This window comes from Streptomyces sp. JLYT201 (assembly GCF_059448825.1).
The window spans coordinates 7874586-7893641 of the sequence record NZ_CM182551.1 but is presented as its reverse complement, the minus strand read 5'-3'; the positions used below and the strand labels follow the sequence as shown (position 1 = coordinate 7893641).

Here is a 19056-nt window from a genome sequence, read left to right as displayed (position 1 = left end):
CCGGGGGCTCCGCCCCCGGACCCCCGCTCCTCAAACGCCGGAGGGGCTGATTCGCCTACGCCAGGTCCCTCTTCGCGGCGATCTTCGACGACAGGGCGAAGATGTCGATGAAGCCCTGGGCCTTCGACTGGTCGAAGGTGTCGCCCGTGTCGTACGTCGCAAGGTTGAAGTCGTACAGCGACTGCTCGGACTTCCGGCCGGTGACGACGGCGCGGCCGCCGTGCAGGGTCATCCGGATGTCGCCGCTGACGTGCTGGTTGGCCTCGTTGATGAAGCCGTCGAGGGCCCGCTTGAGGGGGGAGAACCACAGGCCGTCGTAGACCAGCTCGCCCCAGCGCTGCTCGACCTGCCGCTTGTAGCGGGCGAGCTCCCGCTCGACCGTCACGTTCTCCAGCTCCTGGTGGGCGGTGATCAGCGCGATCGCGCCCGGGGCCTCGTACACCTCACGGGACTTGATGCCGACGAGCCGGTCCTCGACCATGTCGATCCGGCCGATGCCCTGGGCGCCCGCCCGCTCGTTGAGCTGCTGGATCGCCTGGAGGACCGTGACGGGCCTGCCGTCGATGGCGACCGGGACGCCCTCCTTGAAGGTGAGGACGACCTCGTCGGCCTCGCGGGGGGTCGCGGGGTTGGAGGTGTACTCGTAGACGTCCTCGATCGGGGCGTTCCAGATGTCCTCCAGGAAGCCCGTCTCGACGGCCCGCCCGAAGACGTTCTGGTCGATGGAGTACGGCGACTTCTTGCTGGTCGCGATCGGCAGGCCCTTGTCCTCGCAGAAGGCGATGGCCTTGTCCCGCGTCATCGCGTAGTCCCGCACGGGGGCGATGCACTTCAGGTCCGGGCCGAGCGCCTGGATGCCGGCCTCGAACCGCACCTGGTCGTTGCCCTTGCCGGTGCAGCCGTGGGCCACGATGCCCGCGCCGTGCTTGTTCGCGGCGGCCACCAGGTGCTTGACGATGGTCGGCCGGGAGAGGGCGGAGACCAGCGGATACCGGTCCATGTAGAGGGCGTTGGCCTTGATCGCCGGGAGGCAGTACTCGTCGGCGAACTCGTCCTTGGCGTCCGCGACCTCGGCCTCGACGGCACCGCAGGCGAGCGCGCGCTTGCGGATGACGTCCAGGTCCTCGCCGCCCTGGCCGACGTCCACGGCGACGGCGATGACCTCGGCGCCCGTCTCCTCGGCGATCCAGCCGATGGCGACGGAGGTGTCCAGGCCGCCCGAGTAGGCGAGTACGACGCGCTCGGTCACGGGTTTCTCCTCACAGTGCATTCGCTCGCTCAGTGCATTCACTGACATGCATGAGTATGCACTGCTCCGTATGTTTCGTCAATCCAGGGCACGAACGGCCGCCGCCCACCCCTCACAACTCCGCCGGGCGGCGCAGGACACCCCGTCGGGGCCGAACGGGACGCGTGTAGCGACCACATATCGAGACGGGGTTGCGCCCCCACGGCCGCTGGACGTTGCATCACCCGGTGCGGAACGAACAGACAACCCCCGGCTCCGCGGGGCCCGTCGGGGCCCCGAGCGGTACCGAACGGGCCGCGCGCCGGGCCGTCACCGTCTTTCCCGTCCTGGTGCTCGCCGCGGGCGCCGTCGGGCTCGCGGCGCCGGACGCCTTCGCGGGCTGGAAGCCGGGCGTGCCGTATCTGCTCGGCGTGGTGACGTTCTGCATGGGCCTGACGATGACCCCGGCGGACTTCCAGGGGGTCGCACGCAGGCCCTGGGCCGTGGCGCTCGGCCTCGTCGCCCTTCCCCAAGCTCTTAATGAGCAGGGGAGACCCCATCCGCAATCATGCCGGGCCTCGGCTGGCTGGTCGCCCACGCCCTGGACCTGTCACCGCAGTTGGCGGCCGGGGTGGTCCTGGTCGGGTGCGCGCCCAGCGGCACGGCGTCGAACGTCGTGACCTATCTGGCGCGCGGCGACGTCGCCCTCTCGGTGTCGGTCGCCACCGTCTCCACGATGGTCGCCCCGCTCGTCACACCGCCGCTGACCCTGCTGCTCGCGGGCGAGTACCTGCCGGTGGACACCGGCTCGATGGTGACGGACATCCTCAAGACGGTGCTGCTGCCCGTCGTCGCGGGCCTGCTGGCGCGGCTGTTCCTCGGCCGGTACGCGGACCGGGCGCTCGGCGCGCTGCCGTGGCTGTCCGCCGCCACCATCGCCGTCATCGTGGCGGTGGTCGTCGCGGGCAGCGCGGCGGCCATCAAGTCGGCCGCCGCGCTCGTGCTGCTCGCGGTGGTGCTGCACAACGGGCTGGGCCTCGCCCTCGGCTACGGCGCGGGCCGGCTGGCCCGGCTCGGGACGCCCGCGTCCCGCGCGATGGCCTTCGAGGTGGGCATGCAGAACTCGGGCCTGGCCGCGTCCCTGGCCACCGCCCACTTCAGCCCGCTGGCGGCCCTGCCCGCGGCGGTCTTCTCGGTCTGGCACAACGTGTCGGGCTCGCTGGTGGCGGCGTGGATGGCCCACCGGGACAAGGCGAGCCGCGGCCCCTCGGGCCCGTCCGGCGAGTGAGGACGAGGCCGCGGGCCGATCAGGCCAAGCCAAGGCCAGGGGCCGGCCTCAGTGCTCGTTGGACGCGAGCCGCAGCAGATGGTCGGCCAGGGCCTGGCCCCCGGTCGCATCCCTGCTGATCAGCATCACCGTGTCGTCGCCCGCGATCGTGCCGAGGATGTCGTGCAGCTCGGCCTGGTCGATCGCGGAGGCCAGGAACTGGGCCGCTCCGGGCGGAGTGCGCAGCACCACGAGGTTGGCGGAGGCCTCGGCGGAGATGAGGAGCTCGCCGGACAGGCGCCGCATCCGCTCCTCCTTCGCCGACTCGCCGAGCGGGGCGCGCGGGGTGCGGAAGCCGCCCTCGCTCGGCACGGCGTAGATCAGGTCGCCCTCGGCGTTGCGGATCTTGACGGCGTTCAGCTCGTCGAGGTCGCGCGAGAGGGTCGCCTGGGTGACGCTCAGGCCGTCGTCGGCCAGGAGCTTCGCCAGCTGGCTCTGCGAGCGCACCGGCTGCCGGTTGAGGATGTCGACGATCCTGCGGTGGCGTGCGGTACGGGTCTGCGGCACCGCGGGCCCGGCGGACTCCCCTCGCTCGTTGCGCTGCGCATGGCTCATCGTCGTCTCATTCTCCGGATCGTCCGTCCCCGTTCGCCGCGGCCGCGGCCTGGTCGAGGACGCCGGGCAGGGCCCGGAGGAAGGCGTCCACCTCGGTGTCGCCCACGTTCAGGGCCGGCATGAGCCGTACGACATCGGGGGCGGGCGCGTTGACCAGGAAGCCGGCGTCCTGAGCCGCCCGCTGCACCTGCGCGGCCAGCGGCTCGGTGAGCACCATACCCAGCAGGAGGCCCGCGCCCCTGACATGGTCGACCATGCCGTGCCCCGCTGACTCGATTCCGTCCCGGAGCCGTTCGCCCGCGCGCTTGGTGCGGTCGAGCAGCCCCTCGGCCGCGATGGTGTCGAGCACGGCGAGTCCGGCGGCGCAGGCGACGGGGTTGCCGCCGAAGGTCGTGCCGTGCTGGCCCGGCCGCAGCAGGGCCGCGGCCTCGCCGAAGGCGACGGTGGCGCCGAGCGGCAGACCGCCGCCGAGCCCCTTGGCGAGGGTGACGACGTCGGGGAGCACGTCCTCGTCCGCGAAGTGCGCGAACCAGTGGCCCGTACGGCCGACGCCGGTCTGCACCTCGTCGAGGACGAGGAGGGTGCCGGTGGCGCGGGTGATCTCGCGGGCGGCCCGCAGATATCCGGCGGGCGGCACGACGACGCCGTTCTCGCCCTGGATCGGCTCGATGATCACGAAGGCCGTGTCCTCGGTGACCGCCGCGCGCAGGGCGTCGGCGTCTCCGTACGGTACGTGCGTCACGTCCCCGGGCAGCGGCAGGAACGGCTGCTGCTTTCCGGGCTGGCCGGTGAGGGCGAGCGCGCCCATCGTGCGGCCGTGGAAGCCGCCGTCGGTGGCGACCATGTGCGGTCGGCCCGTCAGCCGGCCGATCTTGAAGGCGCCCTCGTTGGCCTCCGCGCCGGAGTTGCAGAAGTACACGCGGCCGTCGCGGCCGAAGAGCTGGAGCAGCCGCTCGGCGAGCGCGACGGGCGGCTCGGCGACGAAGAGGTTCGAGACGTGGCCGAGCGCGGCGATCTGCCGGGAGACGGCGTCCACCACGGCCGGGTGCCCGTGACCGAGCGCGTTCACCGCGATGCCGCCGACGAAGTCGACGTACTCCTTGCCGTCCGCGTCCCAGAGCCTGCTGCCCGCGCCGCGCACCAGGGGCAGGCGCGGCGTGCCGTAGTTGTCCATGAGCGCGCCCCGCCAGCGCTCGGTCAGCAACTGGTTGGCGTCGGTGGACGGGGTGGCGGCGGTCATGCCGTGGCTCCCTCGGTCAGCTCGTCGGGCACGACCATCGTGCCGATTCCTTCATCCGTGAAAATCTCAAGCAGGATCGAGTGCTGTACGCGGCCGTCGATGACGCGGGCCGTCTGCACGCCGTTGCGCACCGCGTGCAGACAGCCCTTCATCTTGGGCACCATGCCGCTGGACAGCTCGGGAAGGAGCTTCTCCAGCTCGGCGGCGGTGAGGCGGCTGATCACCTCGTCGCTGCGCGGCCAGTCCTCGTAGAGGCCCTCCACGTCGGTGAGGACCATCAGCGTCTCGGCACCAAGCGCCGCAGCGAGTGCCGCAGCCGCCGTATCAGCATTGACGTTGTAGACATGCCCGGTGTCACCTTCGTCCTGGGAGCGGGCGATCGAGGAGACGACCGGGATGCGGCCGTCGGCGAGCAGCGCCTCGATGGCGCCGGTGTCGATGCCGGTGACCTCGCCGACCCGCCCGATGTCGACGGGCTCGCCGTCGATCAGCGGGCGGTGCCGGGTCGCGGTGATGGTGTGCGCGTCCTCGCCGGTCAGCCCCACGGCCAGCGGGCCGTGCTCGTTGAGCAGCCCCACCAGCTCCCGCTGCACCTGCCCGGCGAGGACCATGCGGACGACGTCCATGGCCTCCGGCGTCGTGACGCGCAGACCCGCCTTGAACTCGCTGACCAGGCCCTGCTTGTCGAGCTGGGCGCTGATCTGCGGGCCGCCGCCGTGCACCACGACGGGGCGCAGGCCCGCGTGGTGCAGGAAGACGACGTCCTGGGCGAAGGCCGCCTTGAGTTCGGCGTCCACCATGGCGTTGCCGCCGAACTTGATGACGACGGTCTTGCCGCGGTGCCGGGTCAGCCAGGGCAGCGCCTCGATGAGGATCTGCGCCTTGGGCAGAGCGGTGTGCTTGCGGGTGCTCATGGGGTGTTCAGGGTCCTCGGGTTCAGGACGGGCCGCCCGGGGCGGGACCGTGCGGTCCCGCCGGGCTCAGGACGAGTAGGCGCTGTTCTCGTGGACGTAGTCGGCGGTGAGGTCGTTGGCCCAGATGACGGCGGACTCGGTGCCCGCGGCCAGGTCGGCGGTGATCCGCACCTCGCGGTAGCGCATGTCGACGAGGTCGCGGTCCTCGCCCACCGAGCCGTTCCGGCAGACCCAGACGTCGTTGATCGCGACGTTCAGCCGGTCGGGCTCGAAGACCGCGCCGGTGGTGCCGATGGCCGACAGGACGCGGCCCCAGTTGGGGTCCTCGCCGTGGAGGGCGCACTTGAGGAGGTTGTTGCGGGCGATGGAGCGGCCCACCTCGACGGCGTCGTCCTCGCTCGCGGCGCCCACGACCTCGATGCGGATGTCCTTGCTCGCGCCCTCGGCGTCGCCGATGAGCTGCCGGGCCAGGTCGTCGCAGACCGTGCGGACGGCCTCGGCGAACTCCGCCTGCCCCGGCGCGACCTGAGCGGCACCGGAGGCCAGGAGCAGCACGGTGTCGTTGGTGGACATGCAGCCGTCGGAGTCGACCCGGTCGAAGGTGAGCCGGGTCGCCTCGCGCAGCGCCTTGTCCAGGTCGGCGGCGGGCAGGTCGGCGTCCGTGGTGAGGACGACCAGCATGGTGGCGAGGCCGGGGGCGAGCATGCCCGCGCCCTTGGCCATGCCGCCGACGGTCCAGCCGTCGCCCTCGAAGACGGCCGTCTTGTGCACGCTGTCGGTCGTCTTGATGGCGATGGCGGCCTTCTCGCCGCCGTGCGGGGAGAGCGCGGCCGCGGCCGTCTCGACGCCCGGCAGGAGCTTGTCCATGGGCAGCGTGACGCCGATGAGGCCGGTGGAGGCGACGGCGACCTCGGCCGCGTTCACCCCGAGCACCTCGGCCGCCTTCTCCGCGGTGGCGTGGGTGTCCTGGAAGCCCTTCGGTCCGGTGCAGGCGTTGGCGCCGCCGGAGTTGAGGACGACCGCGGACACCTGCCCGCCCTTGAGGACCTGCTCGGACCAGAGCACGGGGGCGGCCTTCACGCGGTTGGAGGTGAAGACGCCCGCGGCGGCGAGGCGGGGCCCGTTGTTGACCACGAGGGCCAGGTCCGGGTTGCCGTTCTCCTTGATTCCGGCGGCGATACCCGCAGCCTGGAATCCCTTGGCTGCCGTGACACTCACGGTGCGACTCCGATCGTAGAGAGCCCCAGCTCCTCCGGGAGCCCCAGGGCGATGTTCATGCTCTGCACCGCGCCGCCCGCGGTGCCCTTGCTGAGGTTGTCGATGGCGCTGATCACGATCACGCGGCCGGAGCCCGGGTCGTGGGCGACCTGGACGTGCACGGCGTTGGAGCCGTGGACGGAGGCCGTGGCGGGCCACTGGCCCTCCGGGAGCAGGCGCACGAAGGGCTCGTCGGCGAACGCCTTCTCGTACGCGGCGCGCACGCTCTCCGCGGTGACGCCCGGCCTGGCCTTGGCGCTGCACGTGGCGAGGATGCCGCGCGGCATGGGGGCGAGGGTGGGCGTGAAGGAGACCGACACGCGGGTGCCCGCGGCCGCGCTGAGGTTCTGGATCATCTCGGGGGTGTGCCGGTGCACGCCGCCCACGCCGTACGGCGACATGGAGCCCATGACCTCGGAGCCGAGGAGGTGGGGCTTGGGCGCCTTGCCCGCGCCCGAGGTGCCGGAGGCCGCGACGATCACCGCCTCGTCCTCCACGAGCCCCGCCGCGTACGCCGGGAACAGCGCGAGCGAGACCGCCGTCGGGTAGCAGCCGGGCACGGCGATGCGCTTGCTGCCCGCGAGGGCGGCGCGGGCGCCCGGCAGCTCCGGCAGGCCGTACGGCCAGGTGCCCGCGTGCTCGCTGCCGTAGAACTTCTCCCAGTCCGCGGCGTCCTTGAGGCGGAAGTCCGCCCCCATGTCCACCACGAGCACGTCCGGGCCGAGCTGCTCGGCGACCGCGGCGGACTGGCCGTGCGGCAGCGCGAGGAAGACGACGTCGTGCCCGGCGAGGGATGCGGCGGTGGTCGGCTCCAGGACGCGCTCGGCGAGCGGCGTCAGGTGCGGCTGGAGGGCACCGAGCGGCTGGCCCGCGTTCGAGTTGGCGGTGAGGGTGCCGATCTCGACCTCGGGGTGCGTGAGCAGCGTGCGCAGCAGTTCCCCGCCCGCGTATCCGCTCGCCCCCGCCACCGCAGCGCGTACCGTCATGACTCCTCCTCGTGAATGGCATGAATATACAAGGTATTGCAGATCTATGCAATGGAGATCTTGTGCCGCCCGGCCTCCCGGGCGGCACCGGTGTCCGGTGGCCAAGACACGACCGCCCCGGTCGGCGGTTGCCGACCGGGGCGAGCGGTGCTTGCCTCATGACACCTGGCAGGCGGGCGCCGTTACGCGAGCGACGCGATGGCCTCGTTGAACGTGGCCGACGGGCGCATGACGGCCGCGGCCTTGGCGGCGTCCGGCTGGTAGTAGCCGCCGATGTCGGCCGGGGAGCCCTGGACGGCGAGCAGCTCGTCCACGATGCGCTGCTCCTGCTCGGTCAGCGTCTTGGCGAGCGGGCCGAAGGCCTCGGCGAGCTGGGCGTCGTCGGTCTGCTTGGCCAGCTCCTGGGCCCAGTACAGGGACAGGTAGAAGTGGCTGCCGCGGTTGTCGATACCACCCAGCCTGCGGCTCGGCGACTTGTCCTCCTCCAGGAAGGAGGCCGTGGCGCGGTCCAGGGTGTCGGCGAGGACCTGGGCGCGGGCGTTGCCCGTGGTCTGCGCCAGGTGCTCGAAGGAGACCGCGAGCGCGAGGAACTCGCCGAGGCTGTCCCAGCGCAGGTAGTTCTCCTTGACCAGCTGCTGGACGTGCTTCGGGGCGGAGCCGCCGGCGCCGGTCTCGAACAGGCCGCCGCCGTTCATCAGCGGGACCACCGAGAGCATCTTGGCGCTGGTGCCGAGCTCCAGGATCGGGAACAGGTCGGTCAGGTAGTCACGCAGCACGTTGCCCGTGACGGAGATCGTGTTGAGGCCCTGGCGGATGCGCTCCACCGACAGCTTGGTGGCCTCGACCGGGGACAGGATCTTGATGTCCAGGCCCTCGGTGTCGAACTCCGGCAGGTACGCCCGGACCTTGGCGATCAGGTTGGCGTCGTGCGCGCGGGTCTCGTCCAGCCAGAACACGGCCGGGTCGCCGGTGGCGCGGGCGCGGCTGACGGCCAGCTTCACCCAGTCCTTGATCGGCGCGTCCTTGGTCTGGCAGGCGCGGAAGATGTCGCCCTCGGAGACCGGCTGCTCGATGAGGACGGTGCCCTCGGCGTCGACCAGGCGGACCGTGCCGGCGGTGGCGATCTCGAAGGTCTTGTCGTGGGAGCCGTACTCCTCGGCCTTCTGCGCCATCAGGCCGACGTTCGGGACCGAGCCCATGGTGGCCGGGTCGTAGGCGCCGTGGGCGCGGCAGTCGTCGATGGCGACCTGGTAGACGCCCGCGTAGGAGGAGTCCGGGATGACGGCGAGGGTGTCGGCCTCGGCGCCGTTCTTGTCCCACATGTGGCCCGAGGTGCGGATCATGGCCGGCATCGAGGCGTCGACGATGACGTCGGACGGCACGTGCAGGTTGGTGATGCCGCGGTCGGAGTCGACCATCGCCAGGTCCGGGCCCTCGGCCAGCTCGGCCTCGAAGGACGCCTTGATCTCGGCGCCGTTCGCCAGCGCCTCCAGGCCCTTGTAGATGCCGCCGAGGCCGTCGTTCGGGCTCAGGCCCGCGGCCGCGAGGTCGGCGCCGAAGGCCGCGAAGGTCTTCGGGAAGAAGGCGCGCACGACGTGGCCGAAGACGATCGGGTCGGAGACCTTCATCATCGTCGCCTTGAGGTGCACGGAGAACAGCACGCCGTCGGCCTTGGCGCGGGCGACCTGGGCGGTCAGGAACTCGCGCAGCGCGGCCACGCGCATCACGGAGGCGTCGACGACCTCGCCCTCGAGGACCGGGACGGACTCGCGCAGGACGGTGGTGGAACCGTCGGCGGCGACCAGCTCGATCTTGAGCGCGCCGGCCTTCTCGATCACCACGGACTTCTCCGTCGACCGGAAGTCGTTCTCACCCATGGTGGCGACGTTGGTCTTGGAGTCGGCCGTCCAGGCGCCCATGCGGTGCGGGTGCGCCTTGGCGTAGTTCTTGACCGACGCGGGGGCGCGGCGGTCGGAGTTGCCCTCGCGCAGGACCGGGTTGACCGCGGAGCCCTTGACCTTGTCGTAGCGGGCGCGGATGTCGCGCTCCTCGTCGGTCTTGGGGTCGTCCGGGTAGTCCGGCAGCGCGTAGCCCTGCTCCTGCAGCTCGGCCACGGCCGCCTTGAGCTGCGGGATCGACGCCGAGATGTTCGGCAGCTTGATGATGTTGGCCTGCGGCGTCTTGGCCAGCTCGCCGAGCTCGGCGAGCGCGTCCTCGATGCGCTGGCTCGGCTCCAGGCGCTCCGGGAAGCTCGCGATGATCCGGCCCGCCAGGGAGATGTCACGGGTCTCGACGCGGACACCGGCCGTCGAGGCGTACGCCTGGATCACGGGCAGGAACGAATGCGTCGCGAGGGCGGGGGCCTCGTCAGTGTGTGTGTAGATGATGGTCGAGTCAGTCACCGGGTGCTCCGCTCCACGTCTGCAACATTGCTCGACATCAAGATATCTCGTGGACTCGCCGGTCCCGACAGGGCCCTGGCCGAGCGGCGGATACCGGACACGCGCGGGCCCTGGCCGGCGGCGGGGACCGCCGGGTCAGCGGGGCGGGGCCGGGGCCCAGACCCCCGCTGCCGTGCCCTCGCGCACGTGCTTCTCGTACGCCGTGACCTTGCCGTGGATGATCTCCAGGGCGGCGTCGAGTTCCGCCCTGCGCGTACGGACGGCGCGCTCGTGCTCCTGGAGCAGGGCGAGCCGCTCCGGCTCGTTGCCCGGCCCCGAGCGGACGAGGCGGGCGAAGCGCCTGAGGGTCGCGATCGGCATCCCGGACTCGCGCAGCCGGTTGCACAGCTGGAGCCACTCCACGTCGGTGGGCTCGTACACGCGCCGCCCGCCACCGGTGCGCGGGACCGGCCGCAGGAACAGCTCCTCGCGCTCGAAGAACCGCAGCGCGTGCACGCTGAGCCCGGTCTCCTCGGCGACCTGCCCGATGGACATCCCCTCGGCGCGCTGCGCCACCTTCGACCTCCACGCGTGCTCGGCCCGGTCCGGGCCACAGTCCTCGATCCGGGCCGCGGCCCTCGATCCGGATCACGGTTGTCGACCCGGGCCACGGTCCTTGATCTAGATCGCAGTCTAGGTCCTAGCGTTCCCGCCATGACGACCACGACAGCAGAGCAGCGCAGGATCGGTTCCGGGCACGGCGCGTGGAGCACCGCCGACGACGTGCTGAAGGGCATCTCCCTGGAGGGCAGGACCGCGATCGTCACCGGCGGCCACTCCGGCCTCGGCCTGGAGGCGACCCGGGCGCTGGCCCGCGCCGGTGCCCGGGTGCTCGTCCCCGCGCGCAGGCCCCGGGCGGCCGCGGCGGCCCTCGACGGCGTGCCCGGCACGGAGGTGGCCGCCCTGGACCTCGCCGACCTGGACAGCGTGCGCGCCTTCGCCGACCGGGTCCTGGACGCGGGGCGCGCCGTCGACCTGCTGATCGCGGGCGCGGGCATCATGGCCTGCCCCGAGACCCGGGTGGGCCCCGGCTGGGAGGCGCACTTCGCGGTCAACCACCTGGGCCACTACGCCCTGGTCAACCGGCTCGCCCCGGCGCTGACCCCGGGGCGGGCGCGGGTCGTGGCGGTGGCCTCGTCGGGGCACTTCCTGTCCGGTGTCCGCTGGCACGACCCGCACTTCCACGAGGGCTACGACCGCTGGCTCGCGTACGCGCAGTCGAAGACCGCCAACGCGCTGTTCGCCCTGCACCTGGACCGGCTCGCCGGGCCCCGGGGGCCGCGCGCCTTCGCCGTGCACCCGGGCAGCGTCCTCACGCCGCTGCAACGGCACGTGCCGCGCGAGGAGCAGCTCGCCCGGGGCTGGTTCGGCCCTGACGGCACTCCGGCGGCGGGCTTCAAGTCCCCGGCGCAGGGCGCGGCGACGGCCGTGTGGGCCGCCACCTCGCCGCTGCTCGCGGACCACGGCGGCGCCTACTGCCAGGACTGCGACGTCGCCGAGCCCGCCACCACCGACGACATGCTGATCGGCGGGGTCAAGCCGTGGGTCAGGGACCCGGAGGCGGCGGCCCGGCTGTGGGAGCTGTCCGCCGAGCTCACCGGCGTGGACCGCTTCGCGTAGCGCGCGCCGTCGGGCAGGTGACGTCCGCGCGCGGCAGGCCGCCCCCGCCCAGGTAGGCGTTCACGGCCCGGTCGGCGCACGGCACCGGGTCGAGTCCGTCGACCGCGCGGCCGTAGACGCCGTGCCCGCGGATGTCCGCCGTGACCATGCGGGAGCCGCGCAGCGCCCGGTGCATGGCGAGCGCGTCGCGGTACGGGGTGTGGTCGCGCCGGGCCTGGAGCAGCAGGACGGGCACGTCGTTGCCGATGGTGACGGCGGGCTCGCGCGGCGGCTTCGGGAAGTACGCGCAGGGCGCGGTCATGCCGTTCACGAACGGCCCGAAGACGGGCTCGGTGGCGCGGCTGCGCTGGCTGTTCCGCCAGTACGTCGCCGGTGAGCCGGGCCAGCCGCCGGCGGGCCAGCCGCCGTCGCCGCACATGAAGAGCACGCCGCCGAGCATGCCGTCCGCGAGCTCGGGCGACTTCAACAGCGCGATCATGCGGGCGAGTTCGGGCCCCGGCTCGACGGGCCGGCCGTGCGAGGCGGCGACCAGGTCCCGGACGACGGCCGCCGCCGTCGGGTCGTTCTCGCCCTGGACGAGGGGCTGTTTGAGGATCATCCGCAGCAGCGGCGCGTTCAGGCGCAGCCCGTCGACCCGCGGCGGCCGCCGCTCGGCGCGGGCGAGCAGCGCCTCCACCTGGTGGCGGACCGCGGCGGCCGTGCGGCCCAGGTGGTAGGTCCCGTCGCGGCGGGCCGTCCACGCCGCCCACTCGTCCAGGGCCGCCTCGGCGGGCCTGCCGGAGCGCTGGAACTGCTCGTACTGCGTGGCGGCCGGGTCGGTGACGGAGTCGACGACGAAGCGGTCCACGCGGCGCGGGAACAGCTGCGCGTAGGTGGCGCCCAGGTCGGCTCCGTACGACACGCCGTAGTACGAGAGGCGGCGCTCGCCGAGGGCCGCGCGGATCACGTCCATGTCACGGGCGACGTTGCGCGAGGAGGCGTGCGGGAGGAGCCGGGCGTTGTCGCCGCGCGCGTGGCAGCGGCGGGCGTCCTCGCGAGCGGCGGCCAGGGACTCCTCGAAGTCCCTGCGCGGCGTGGTGGTCGGCCCCGGCTCGGCGGGTTTGCGGGCCGGGTCGCAGGTCAGCGGGCTGCTCTCGCCGAGGAAGCGCGGGTCGAAGCCGATGAGGTCGTAGGCGCCCGCCACCCGCTTCAGGGCCGGGCGCAGGGCGAGGGTGTAGGCGAGGCCGGTGCCGCCGGGCCCGCCCGGGTTGGACAGCAGGACGCCGCGCCGCCGGTCCGCCGGGACCTCGGCCCCGATGCGGGAGACCGCGATGCGCAGGGAGCGGCCGCCGGGGTCGGCGTAGTCGAGCGGCACGGTGACGTGGGTGCACCGGGCGCCCGCCGCCCGCAGCTCCTTCTGCGCGGGCGAGCAGACGCCCCAGGTCAGGTGCTGGTTCTCGTACGCGGCGAGGGCGGCTGCGCCGGTGGGGTGCGGCGATCCGGCGGCGGGCACACCGCCCGCGAGCAGGACGGCGAGCCCGAGGCCCGCCGTGGTGAAGGTGACGGCACGCATGACGCTCCGGGGTGTGGCGAGGAGGGGCAGGACGGTCCGCGAACGCCGATCACGCTACGAACGCGTGCACCGGACGGCCATCCGGCCAGCCCCAGCCCCGGCCCTGCGGCCACCCCGAACGGCGACAGGGGGGCGGGCCCCAGCCGAGCGGTGACGGGGAGCGGGCCCCCGCCGGGCGGCGCTTGCGTTGGAGCGCGCTCCAACTCCTACTGTCACGGCCGTGATCACCGCACCGCGGAGATCCGCGCAGACCACCGCACCACCTGGAGGTACGACATGACCGGCCTGCCCACCCGCACGCTCGGCGCGCTGACCGTCTCGGCTCAGGGGCTCGGCTGCATGGGGATGAGCCACGGCTACGGCACCTCGGACGACGACCGTTCGATCGCCACGCTGCACCGCGCCCTCGACCTCGGCGTCACCCTGTTCGACACCGCCGACTACTACGGCGCCGGGCACAACGAGGAGCTGCTCGGCCGCGCCCTGTCCGGAGCGCGCCGCGAGCGGGCCGTGATCGCCACGAAGTTCGGCTTCGCCAACCGGCTCGGCGAGCCCCCGCTGATCCGCGGCGACGCCGCGTACGTGCGGCAGGCCTGCGACGCCTCGCTCGCCCGGCTCGGCGTCGACCACATCGACCTGTACTACCAGCACCGCGTCGACCCGAACGTGCCGATCGAGGAGACCGTCGGCGCGATGGCGGAGCTGGTCGCGGCGGGCAAGGTGCGCCACCTCGGCCTGTCCGAGGCGAGCGCGCGGACGATCCGGCGCGCGCACGCCGTGCACCCGATCGCGGCGCTGCAGAGCGAGTGGTCGCTGTGGACCCGTGACCTGGAGGAGGAGACGGCGCCGGTGTGCCGGGAGCTGGGCATCGGCCTCGTGCCGTTCTCGCCGCTCGGCCGGGGCTTCCTGACGGGCCGGGTCACCTCGGTCGCGGACCTGGAGGCGAACGACGTACGCCGCTCGCAGCCGCGCTTCGCCGACGGCAATCTGGAGCGCAACCTCGCCATCGTCGACGCCCTGGCGGCACTCGCGGCCGAGAAGGGCGTCACGGCGGGCCAGCTCGCCCTGGCCTGGGTGCAGCACCGGGGCGCCGACGTGGTGCCGATCCCGGGCACGCGCCGCGAGGCGTATCTGCGGGAGAACCTCGCGGCCGCCACGATCGAGCTGTCCGCCGACGACCTCGCCGCGATCGACGCGGCGGCCCCCGCGGACGGCGTCGCGGGGACGCGGTACGACGCGGTGAGCCTCACCGTCGTCGACCGCTAGGGCGGCGGACCGGCCGGGCGGATCCCGGCGCGGGCCGCGTACGCTGCGGACATGCCCTTCCCCGTGCCCGACGCCCTCGCCCATCTCGCCGGCGAGTGGCGCGTGGAGCGGACCGTACGGGACTTCGCCGCGGGCGCGGACGGACCGGTGGAGGGCCGCTTCAGCGGCACCACCCGGTTCACGCCGCTGACCGGTAGGGCCGCGCGGGGCGGCGGTCTGCTGCACCACGAGTCCGGCACGTTCACCTGGCGGGGCACCCCGCGTCCCGCCGAGCGCACGCTGCGCTTCCTGCCGGGCGAGCCCGCGGGCACCGTGCTCGTGCACTTCGCCGACGGGCGCTTCTTCCACGGCCTGGACCTGCGCACCGGCCGCCACACCGCCGACCACCCGTGCGCGGCGGACCTCTACCGGGGCGACTTCACGGTGGCCGACGCGGACTCCTGGCGGACGCGCTGGCGGGTCCGGGGCCCGGCCAAGGACCTGCTCCTGACGACGGACTACGCCCGCGTGCGCTGAGCCCGGGCTCAGGCGGTCACCTCGTCGCACGCCTGCGCGAGGCGGCGGACGCCTTCGGCGATCTCGGCCGTCCCGGCGAGGGCGGCGAAGCTGAGGCGGATGTGCGCGGCCGGGGGCTCCGCCGCGAAGTAGGGGCGCCCGGGGGCGACCGCGACCCCGGCGCGCAACGCGGCCACCGCAAGGGCGAGTTCGTCGGTGCCGTCGGGAAGCCGCAGCCACAGGTGGTAGCCGCCCGCGGGGACGTGCGGCAGGGCGAGCGCGGGCAGCCGCAGCCGCAGCGCGGCCACCAGGGCGTCCCTGCGCTCCTTCAACTCCCCCGCCACGGCCCGCAGATGGCGGGGCCAGGCCGGGGAGCCGACGAGTTCGAGCGCGGCCTCCTGCAACGGCCTGGGCACGAAGAAGTGGTCGACGACCTGAATGGTGCGCAGCCGCTCCAGGACGGGGCCGCGCGCGACGAGCGCGCTGACCCGGAAGCTCGGCGAGGTGGCCTTGGTGAGCGAGCACACGTGCACGACGACGCCGTCCCGGTCCTCGGACGCCAGGGGCCTCGGCAGCGGCCCCGCGTCCTCGTGCACGAGGCGGCGCACGAAGTCGTCCTCGACGACGAAGGCCCCGGCGGCCCGGGCGATCCGCAGCACCTCCGGGCGGCGCTCGGCGGACAGCACGGCGCCGGTGGGGTTCTGGAACAGCGGCTGGCAGACGAACACCCGCGCGCCGGTCGCCTCGAACGCGGCGGCGAGCAGGTCGGGGCGCACCCCGTCGGTGTCCACCGGCACCGGCACCGGCCTGAGCCCGGCGGCCCGCGCGATCGCGAGGAGCCCCGGGTACGTGGGGGATTCGATGAGCACCGGCGCGCCGGGCGGGGCGAGCGCCCGCAGCGTGGTGGTCAGGGCGCTCTGCCCGCCCGCGGTGATCAGGACCTCGGCCGCGGTGATCGCCCCGCCGATGCCGCGCGCGAACCACTCGCGCAGCTCGGGCAGGCCGTCGACCGGCGGCCGCTCCCAGGCGCCGGGGCGCCGCCCGGCCCGCGCGAGGGCGGCGGCCATCGCGCGCTCGGGCTGGAGCGAGGGGTGCAGATAGCCGCCGTTGAACTCGATGACGCCCGGGCCCGGCGCGGCGAGCGTGGCGAGCACCCCGGAGGCGTCCACCGAGCGCGGCACGACGTCGGCGGTGGCGTCGGCGCTCAGGGACACCTCCTGCCACGAGGTGTCGCCCACAGGAACGGCGGCACCCGGCGCCTCCGCCCGGAAGGCACCGGCGCCGGGCCGGGTGACGACCAGACCCTCGGCGGCGAGCTGAGCGAGGGCGCGCGACACGGTCACCGGGCTCACCCGGAACCGCTCGACCAGGGCCCGACTGGAGGGCAGCTTTCCACCTGGAGAGTAGCGGTCCAGCTCATTTCGGAGCTGATACGCCAACTCACCCACACTGCTACGCTGTTGCATGAGAACACAGGATAGCGCTACTGAACGACAGGGGATAGCGGTCCCGCCCCACACCGCCCCGGCGGACCGGCCCGCCACCGGCCACCCCGCGAAGGACACCGCCACCGGCAGGACCGGGACGGGAGCCGCCACGGCGACCCGGGCGACCGCGACCGCGCGGCCGCAGGCCCCGCAGGCGGCTCCCGTGTCCCGCCGGGTCGGCACGCTCCAGGCCGCCCTCGGCGTCACCGCGTTCTCGCTCACGTTCCCCTCCACCGCCTGGGGCCTGGAAGGGATCGGCCCCTGGAGCTTCGTCGCCCTGCGCTGCGTGCTGAGCGCCCTCGTCGCGGGCGGCTGTCTGCTCGCACTGCGCGTGCCGCTGCCCCGGCGCGCCGACTGGGCCGGCCTCGCCGTCGTCGCGGCCGGCACGGTGATCGGCTTCCCCCTGCTCACGACGCTCGCGCTCCAGACGTCGAGCACCGCGCACGCGGCCGTCGTCGTCGGGCTGCTGCCCCTGACCACGGCCGTGTTCTCCGTGCTGCGCACCGGCGCCCGGCCCTCGCGCGCCTTCTGGGCGGCGGCGCTCGCGGGCGCCGCCGCCGTGGTCGGCTTCACCGTCCAGCAGAGCGGCGGCGCCCTGACGACCGCCGATCTGTATCTGTTCGGGGCGCTGGTGGTCTGCGCCGCCGGTTACACCGAGGGCGGCCGTCTGGCCCGGCACATGCCGGGCTGGCAGGTCATCGGCTGGGCGCTCGTCCTGTGTCTGCCGCTCGGCGTCCTCTGGGCGGCGCTCGCCCTGCCGCACGAGGCGTTCGCGCTCACCGCGCACAGCACGGCGGGCCTGCTGTACGCGGCGGTCGGCTCGCAGTTCCTCGGCCTGGTCGTCTGGTACCGGGGCATGGCCGTGATCGGCATCCCCAAGGCCAGCCAGCTCCAGCTCGCCCAGCCCCTGCTCACGCTCGTCTGGTCGGTGTTCCTGCTCGGCGAGGCGCTGACCCCGGCCGCGCCGCTCACGGCCGTCGCCGTCCTGGTGTGCATCGCCGCCACCCAACGGGCGCGCGGGTAGGCGCCAACCGGGGCCACCGGTCGTACACTGTCCGCCACGCACCGCCACCAACAGCGACGCGGACGAGGAGGTCACTCCCCATGCAAGCATCCGTGGGCGACCGGCTGCTGATCCACGGCAGGATCGTGGGACAGCACGACCGGAATGCGGAAGTCATCGAGGTCCTCGGAGCGGACGGCGGCCCGCCGTACCGCGTGCGGTTCGAGGACGGTCACGAGACAGTGATGTCCCCGGGCCCCGACACCGTCGTGCGCCCCTTCGCCGCCAACGACTAGCCGCACGCCCCTTCGGCCCGCGGCCGCTAGGGGGCGGGGTACGTGTAGTGGTCGTCGACAACGCGCTGCATCGCGCCGATCCTGTCGGCGACCACGTGCTTCGCCGAGTAGAACACGTGCCCGCGCACCCGCGGGAAGCCCTTCGCGTACGTGAGGTGGCGGGACAGCTCGGTCGGATCCTGCCAGGGCGCGGGCTGCGCGGGGTCGCCCGCCTTGTACAGCGCCTCCCCCACGTACAGGCGCACGCCCGTCCCCCGGGCGACCTCGTCCCACCAGGGCACCAGCTTCGCGTAGTCGGCGGCGGGCAGGCCGATGTGCCAGTAGAGCTGCGGACAGATGTAGTCCAGCCAGCGCTTGCGCACCCAGCCGCGGGTGTCGGCGTACAGGTCGTCGTAGGTCTGCACGCCCGCCCGCGTGTCCGACCCCGTGGGGTCGGTGGCCGCGTTGCGCCAGACGCCGAAGGGGCTGATCCCGAACTGCGTGCCCGGACGGGCCTTCTTGATCCGGGTGCCCATCTCGCGCACGAGGCGGTCGATGTTGTCCCGCCGCCACGAGGCCCGGTCGGGGAAGGCGCCGCCGTAGCGCGCGAAGGCCTCGTCGTCGTCGAAGACCTGGCCCGCCACCGGATACGGGTAGAAGTAGTCGTCCCAGTGCACGGCGTCGAGGCGGTAGCGCCGCACCGCGTCGAGCATCGCCTGCTGCACGAACCGCCGCACCTCGGGCAGGCCGGGGTTGTAGAACAGCTTCCCGCCGTACGGCACCACCCACTCGGGGTGCACGCGCGCGGGGTGGGTCGGCACGAGGCGGGAGGGGTCGGCGTGCATGGCGATCCGGAACGGGTTGAACCAGGCGTGCAGCTCCAGGCCGCGGTAGTGCGCCTCGCGCACGGCGGTGCCCAGCGGATCCCAGCCCGGGTCCTTGCCCTGGGTGCCGGTGAGGTACTCCGACCACGGCTCGTACGCGGAGGGCCAGAACGCGTCGGCCGTCGGGCGCACCTGGAGGACCACCGCGTTCAGCCTGCGGCGCACCGCCTCGTCGAGGAGGGCGATCAGCTCCGCGCGCTGCCGGTCCGGTGGCAGGCCCGGCCTGGAGGGCCAGTCGATGTTCACCACCGTCGCCACCCACATGCCCCGCATCTCGCGCCCCCTGCGTCTGGGGTCCGCCCCCGCGGCCGCGTCCCCGGCTGTCGCGAGCCCCGCGGCCACCGATGCCGCCGCCACGGTGAAGGCCCGACGTGACATACGCCTCATGTTCCCGTCCCCTGATGCTCGAAATCCCCGGACAAGCCCTGGCCGTTCGGGGACAGCATGCCCGACCCGGGCGGCCGCGCACCGCGACGCGCGGAGTAACGTTCACCGGCGAGGCAGGGACCGGTACCGCACGGGGGAC

16 protein-coding genes and 1 pseudogene are annotated in these 19056 nt (G+C 73.5%); 6 read left to right on the top strand and 11 right to left on the bottom strand.

Going from position 1 to position 19056, the window contains the following annotated elements; translation table 11 throughout:
* Positions 1 to 55: 55 nt before the first annotated feature.
* The gene (locus AC5WAM_RS33600) at positions 56 to 1249 is read right to left on the bottom strand and encodes an argininosuccinate synthase (RefSeq protein WP_138958637.1); all 1194 of its coding nucleotides are present in this window, start codon (positions 1247 to 1249) and stop codon (positions 56 to 58) included.
* Between the two features lie 227 nt (positions 1250 to 1476).
* Between AC5WAM_RS33600 and AC5WAM_RS33595 the strand changes: the two are divergent.
* Positions 1477 to 2516 (top strand): annotated as a pseudogene (locus AC5WAM_RS33595) (bile acid:sodium symporter family protein).
* A 48-nt stretch (positions 2517 to 2564) separates the two neighbouring features.
* Here AC5WAM_RS33595 and AC5WAM_RS33590 read toward each other — a convergent pair.
* The 7 genes from AC5WAM_RS33590 to AC5WAM_RS33560 form a co-directional block, all read right to left on the bottom strand.
* Positions 2565 to 3110: an arginine repressor gene (locus tag AC5WAM_RS33590; RefSeq protein WP_030680925.1), complete on the bottom strand. Its 546-nt coding sequence runs from the start codon at positions 3108 to 3110 to the stop codon at positions 2565 to 2567.
* 7 nt (positions 3111 to 3117) lie between these two features.
* Positions 3118 to 4350 carry an acetylornithine transaminase gene (locus AC5WAM_RS33585; protein WP_495519830.1) on the bottom strand — a complete coding sequence of 411 codons (1233 nt, stop codon included), beginning with the start codon at positions 4348 to 4350 and terminating at the stop codon, positions 3118 to 3120.
* Positions 4347 to 5264: an acetylglutamate kinase gene (gene argB, locus AC5WAM_RS33580; protein WP_366789740.1), complete on the bottom strand. Its 918-nt coding sequence runs from the start codon at positions 5262 to 5264 to the stop codon at positions 4347 to 4349. The genes AC5WAM_RS33585 and argB overlap by 4 nt, the downstream gene beginning before the upstream one ends.
* 66 nt (positions 5265 to 5330) lie before the next feature.
* Entirely contained in the window at positions 5331 to 6482 is a 1152-nt protein-coding gene (gene argJ / locus AC5WAM_RS33575; RefSeq protein WP_366789739.1) for a bifunctional glutamate N-acetyltransferase/amino-acid acetyltransferase ArgJ, read from the bottom strand.
* Complete coding sequence (gene argC, locus AC5WAM_RS33570; RefSeq protein WP_495519829.1) at positions 6479 to 7507, bottom strand: N-acetyl-gamma-glutamyl-phosphate reductase; 1029 nt, start codon at positions 7505 to 7507, stop codon at positions 6479 to 6481. The genes argJ and argC overlap by 4 nt, the downstream gene beginning before the upstream one ends.
* Before the next feature lie 182 nt (positions 7508 to 7689).
* Complete coding sequence (locus AC5WAM_RS33565; protein WP_366789737.1) at positions 7690 to 9909, bottom strand: NADP-dependent isocitrate dehydrogenase; 2220 nt, start codon at positions 9907 to 9909, stop codon at positions 7690 to 7692.
* A 135-nt stretch (positions 9910 to 10044) separates the two neighbouring features.
* The gene (locus tag AC5WAM_RS33560) at positions 10045 to 10443 is read right to left on the bottom strand and encodes a MerR family transcriptional regulator (protein ID WP_495523696.1); all 399 of its coding nucleotides are present in this window, start codon (positions 10441 to 10443) and stop codon (positions 10045 to 10047) included.
* Positions 10444 to 10602: 159 nt separating this feature from the next.
* On the opposite strand from AC5WAM_RS33560, the gene AC5WAM_RS33555 reads away from it, so the two are divergent.
* Positions 10603 to 11568 (top strand): oxidoreductase, encoded by a 966-nt coding sequence (locus AC5WAM_RS33555; RefSeq protein ID WP_366789736.1) that lies wholly within the window; start codon positions 10603 to 10605, stop codon positions 11566 to 11568.
* On the opposite strand, the gene AC5WAM_RS33550 is transcribed toward AC5WAM_RS33555, so the two are convergent.
* Positions 11543 to 13120 carry an alpha/beta hydrolase gene (locus tag AC5WAM_RS33550; RefSeq protein ID WP_495519828.1) on the bottom strand — a complete coding sequence of 526 codons (1578 nt, stop codon included), beginning with the start codon at positions 13118 to 13120 and terminating at the stop codon, positions 11543 to 11545. The genes AC5WAM_RS33555 and AC5WAM_RS33550 overlap by 26 nt on opposite strands.
* A gap of 276 nt (positions 13121 to 13396) precedes the next feature.
* Here AC5WAM_RS33550 and AC5WAM_RS33545 point away from each other — a divergent pair, with 276 nt between their 5' ends.
* A complete protein-coding gene (locus AC5WAM_RS33545) occupies positions 13397 to 14386 on the top strand; it encodes an aldo/keto reductase (RefSeq protein WP_495519827.1) in 990 nt (329 codons plus the stop codon).
* Positions 14387 to 14437: 51 nt separating this feature from the next.
* Positions 14438 to 14902: a DUF6314 family protein gene (locus AC5WAM_RS33540; RefSeq protein WP_495519826.1), complete on the top strand. Its 465-nt coding sequence runs from the start codon at positions 14438 to 14440 to the stop codon at positions 14900 to 14902.
* An 8-nt stretch (positions 14903 to 14910) separates the two neighbouring features.
* On the opposite strand, the gene AC5WAM_RS33535 is transcribed toward AC5WAM_RS33540, so the two are convergent.
* Positions 14911 to 16347, bottom strand: a complete 1437-nt coding sequence (locus AC5WAM_RS33535) for an aminotransferase-like domain-containing protein (protein ID WP_495519825.1) — start codon at positions 16345 to 16347, stop codon at positions 14911 to 14913.
* Between AC5WAM_RS33535 and AC5WAM_RS33530 the strand changes: the two genes are divergently transcribed.
* Positions 16346 to 17392, top strand: coding sequence for a DMT family transporter (locus AC5WAM_RS33530; RefSeq protein WP_495519824.1), 1047 nt, complete (start codon positions 16346 to 16348; stop codon positions 17390 to 17392). The two genes, AC5WAM_RS33535 and AC5WAM_RS33530, sit on opposite strands and share 2 nt — an antisense overlap.
* An 80-nt stretch (positions 17393 to 17472) precedes the next feature.
* A complete protein-coding gene (locus tag AC5WAM_RS33525; RefSeq protein WP_138958650.1) occupies positions 17473 to 17667 on the top strand; it encodes a DUF1918 domain-containing protein in 195 nt (64 codons plus the stop codon).
* Between the two features lie 26 nt (positions 17668 to 17693).
* Here AC5WAM_RS33525 and AC5WAM_RS33520 read toward each other — a convergent pair whose 3' ends face one another.
* Positions 17694 to 18917, bottom strand: coding sequence for a glycoside hydrolase family 10-like protein (locus tag AC5WAM_RS33520; protein WP_495519823.1), 1224 nt, complete (start codon positions 18915 to 18917; stop codon positions 17694 to 17696).
* Positions 18918 to 19056 lie beyond the last annotated feature (139 nt).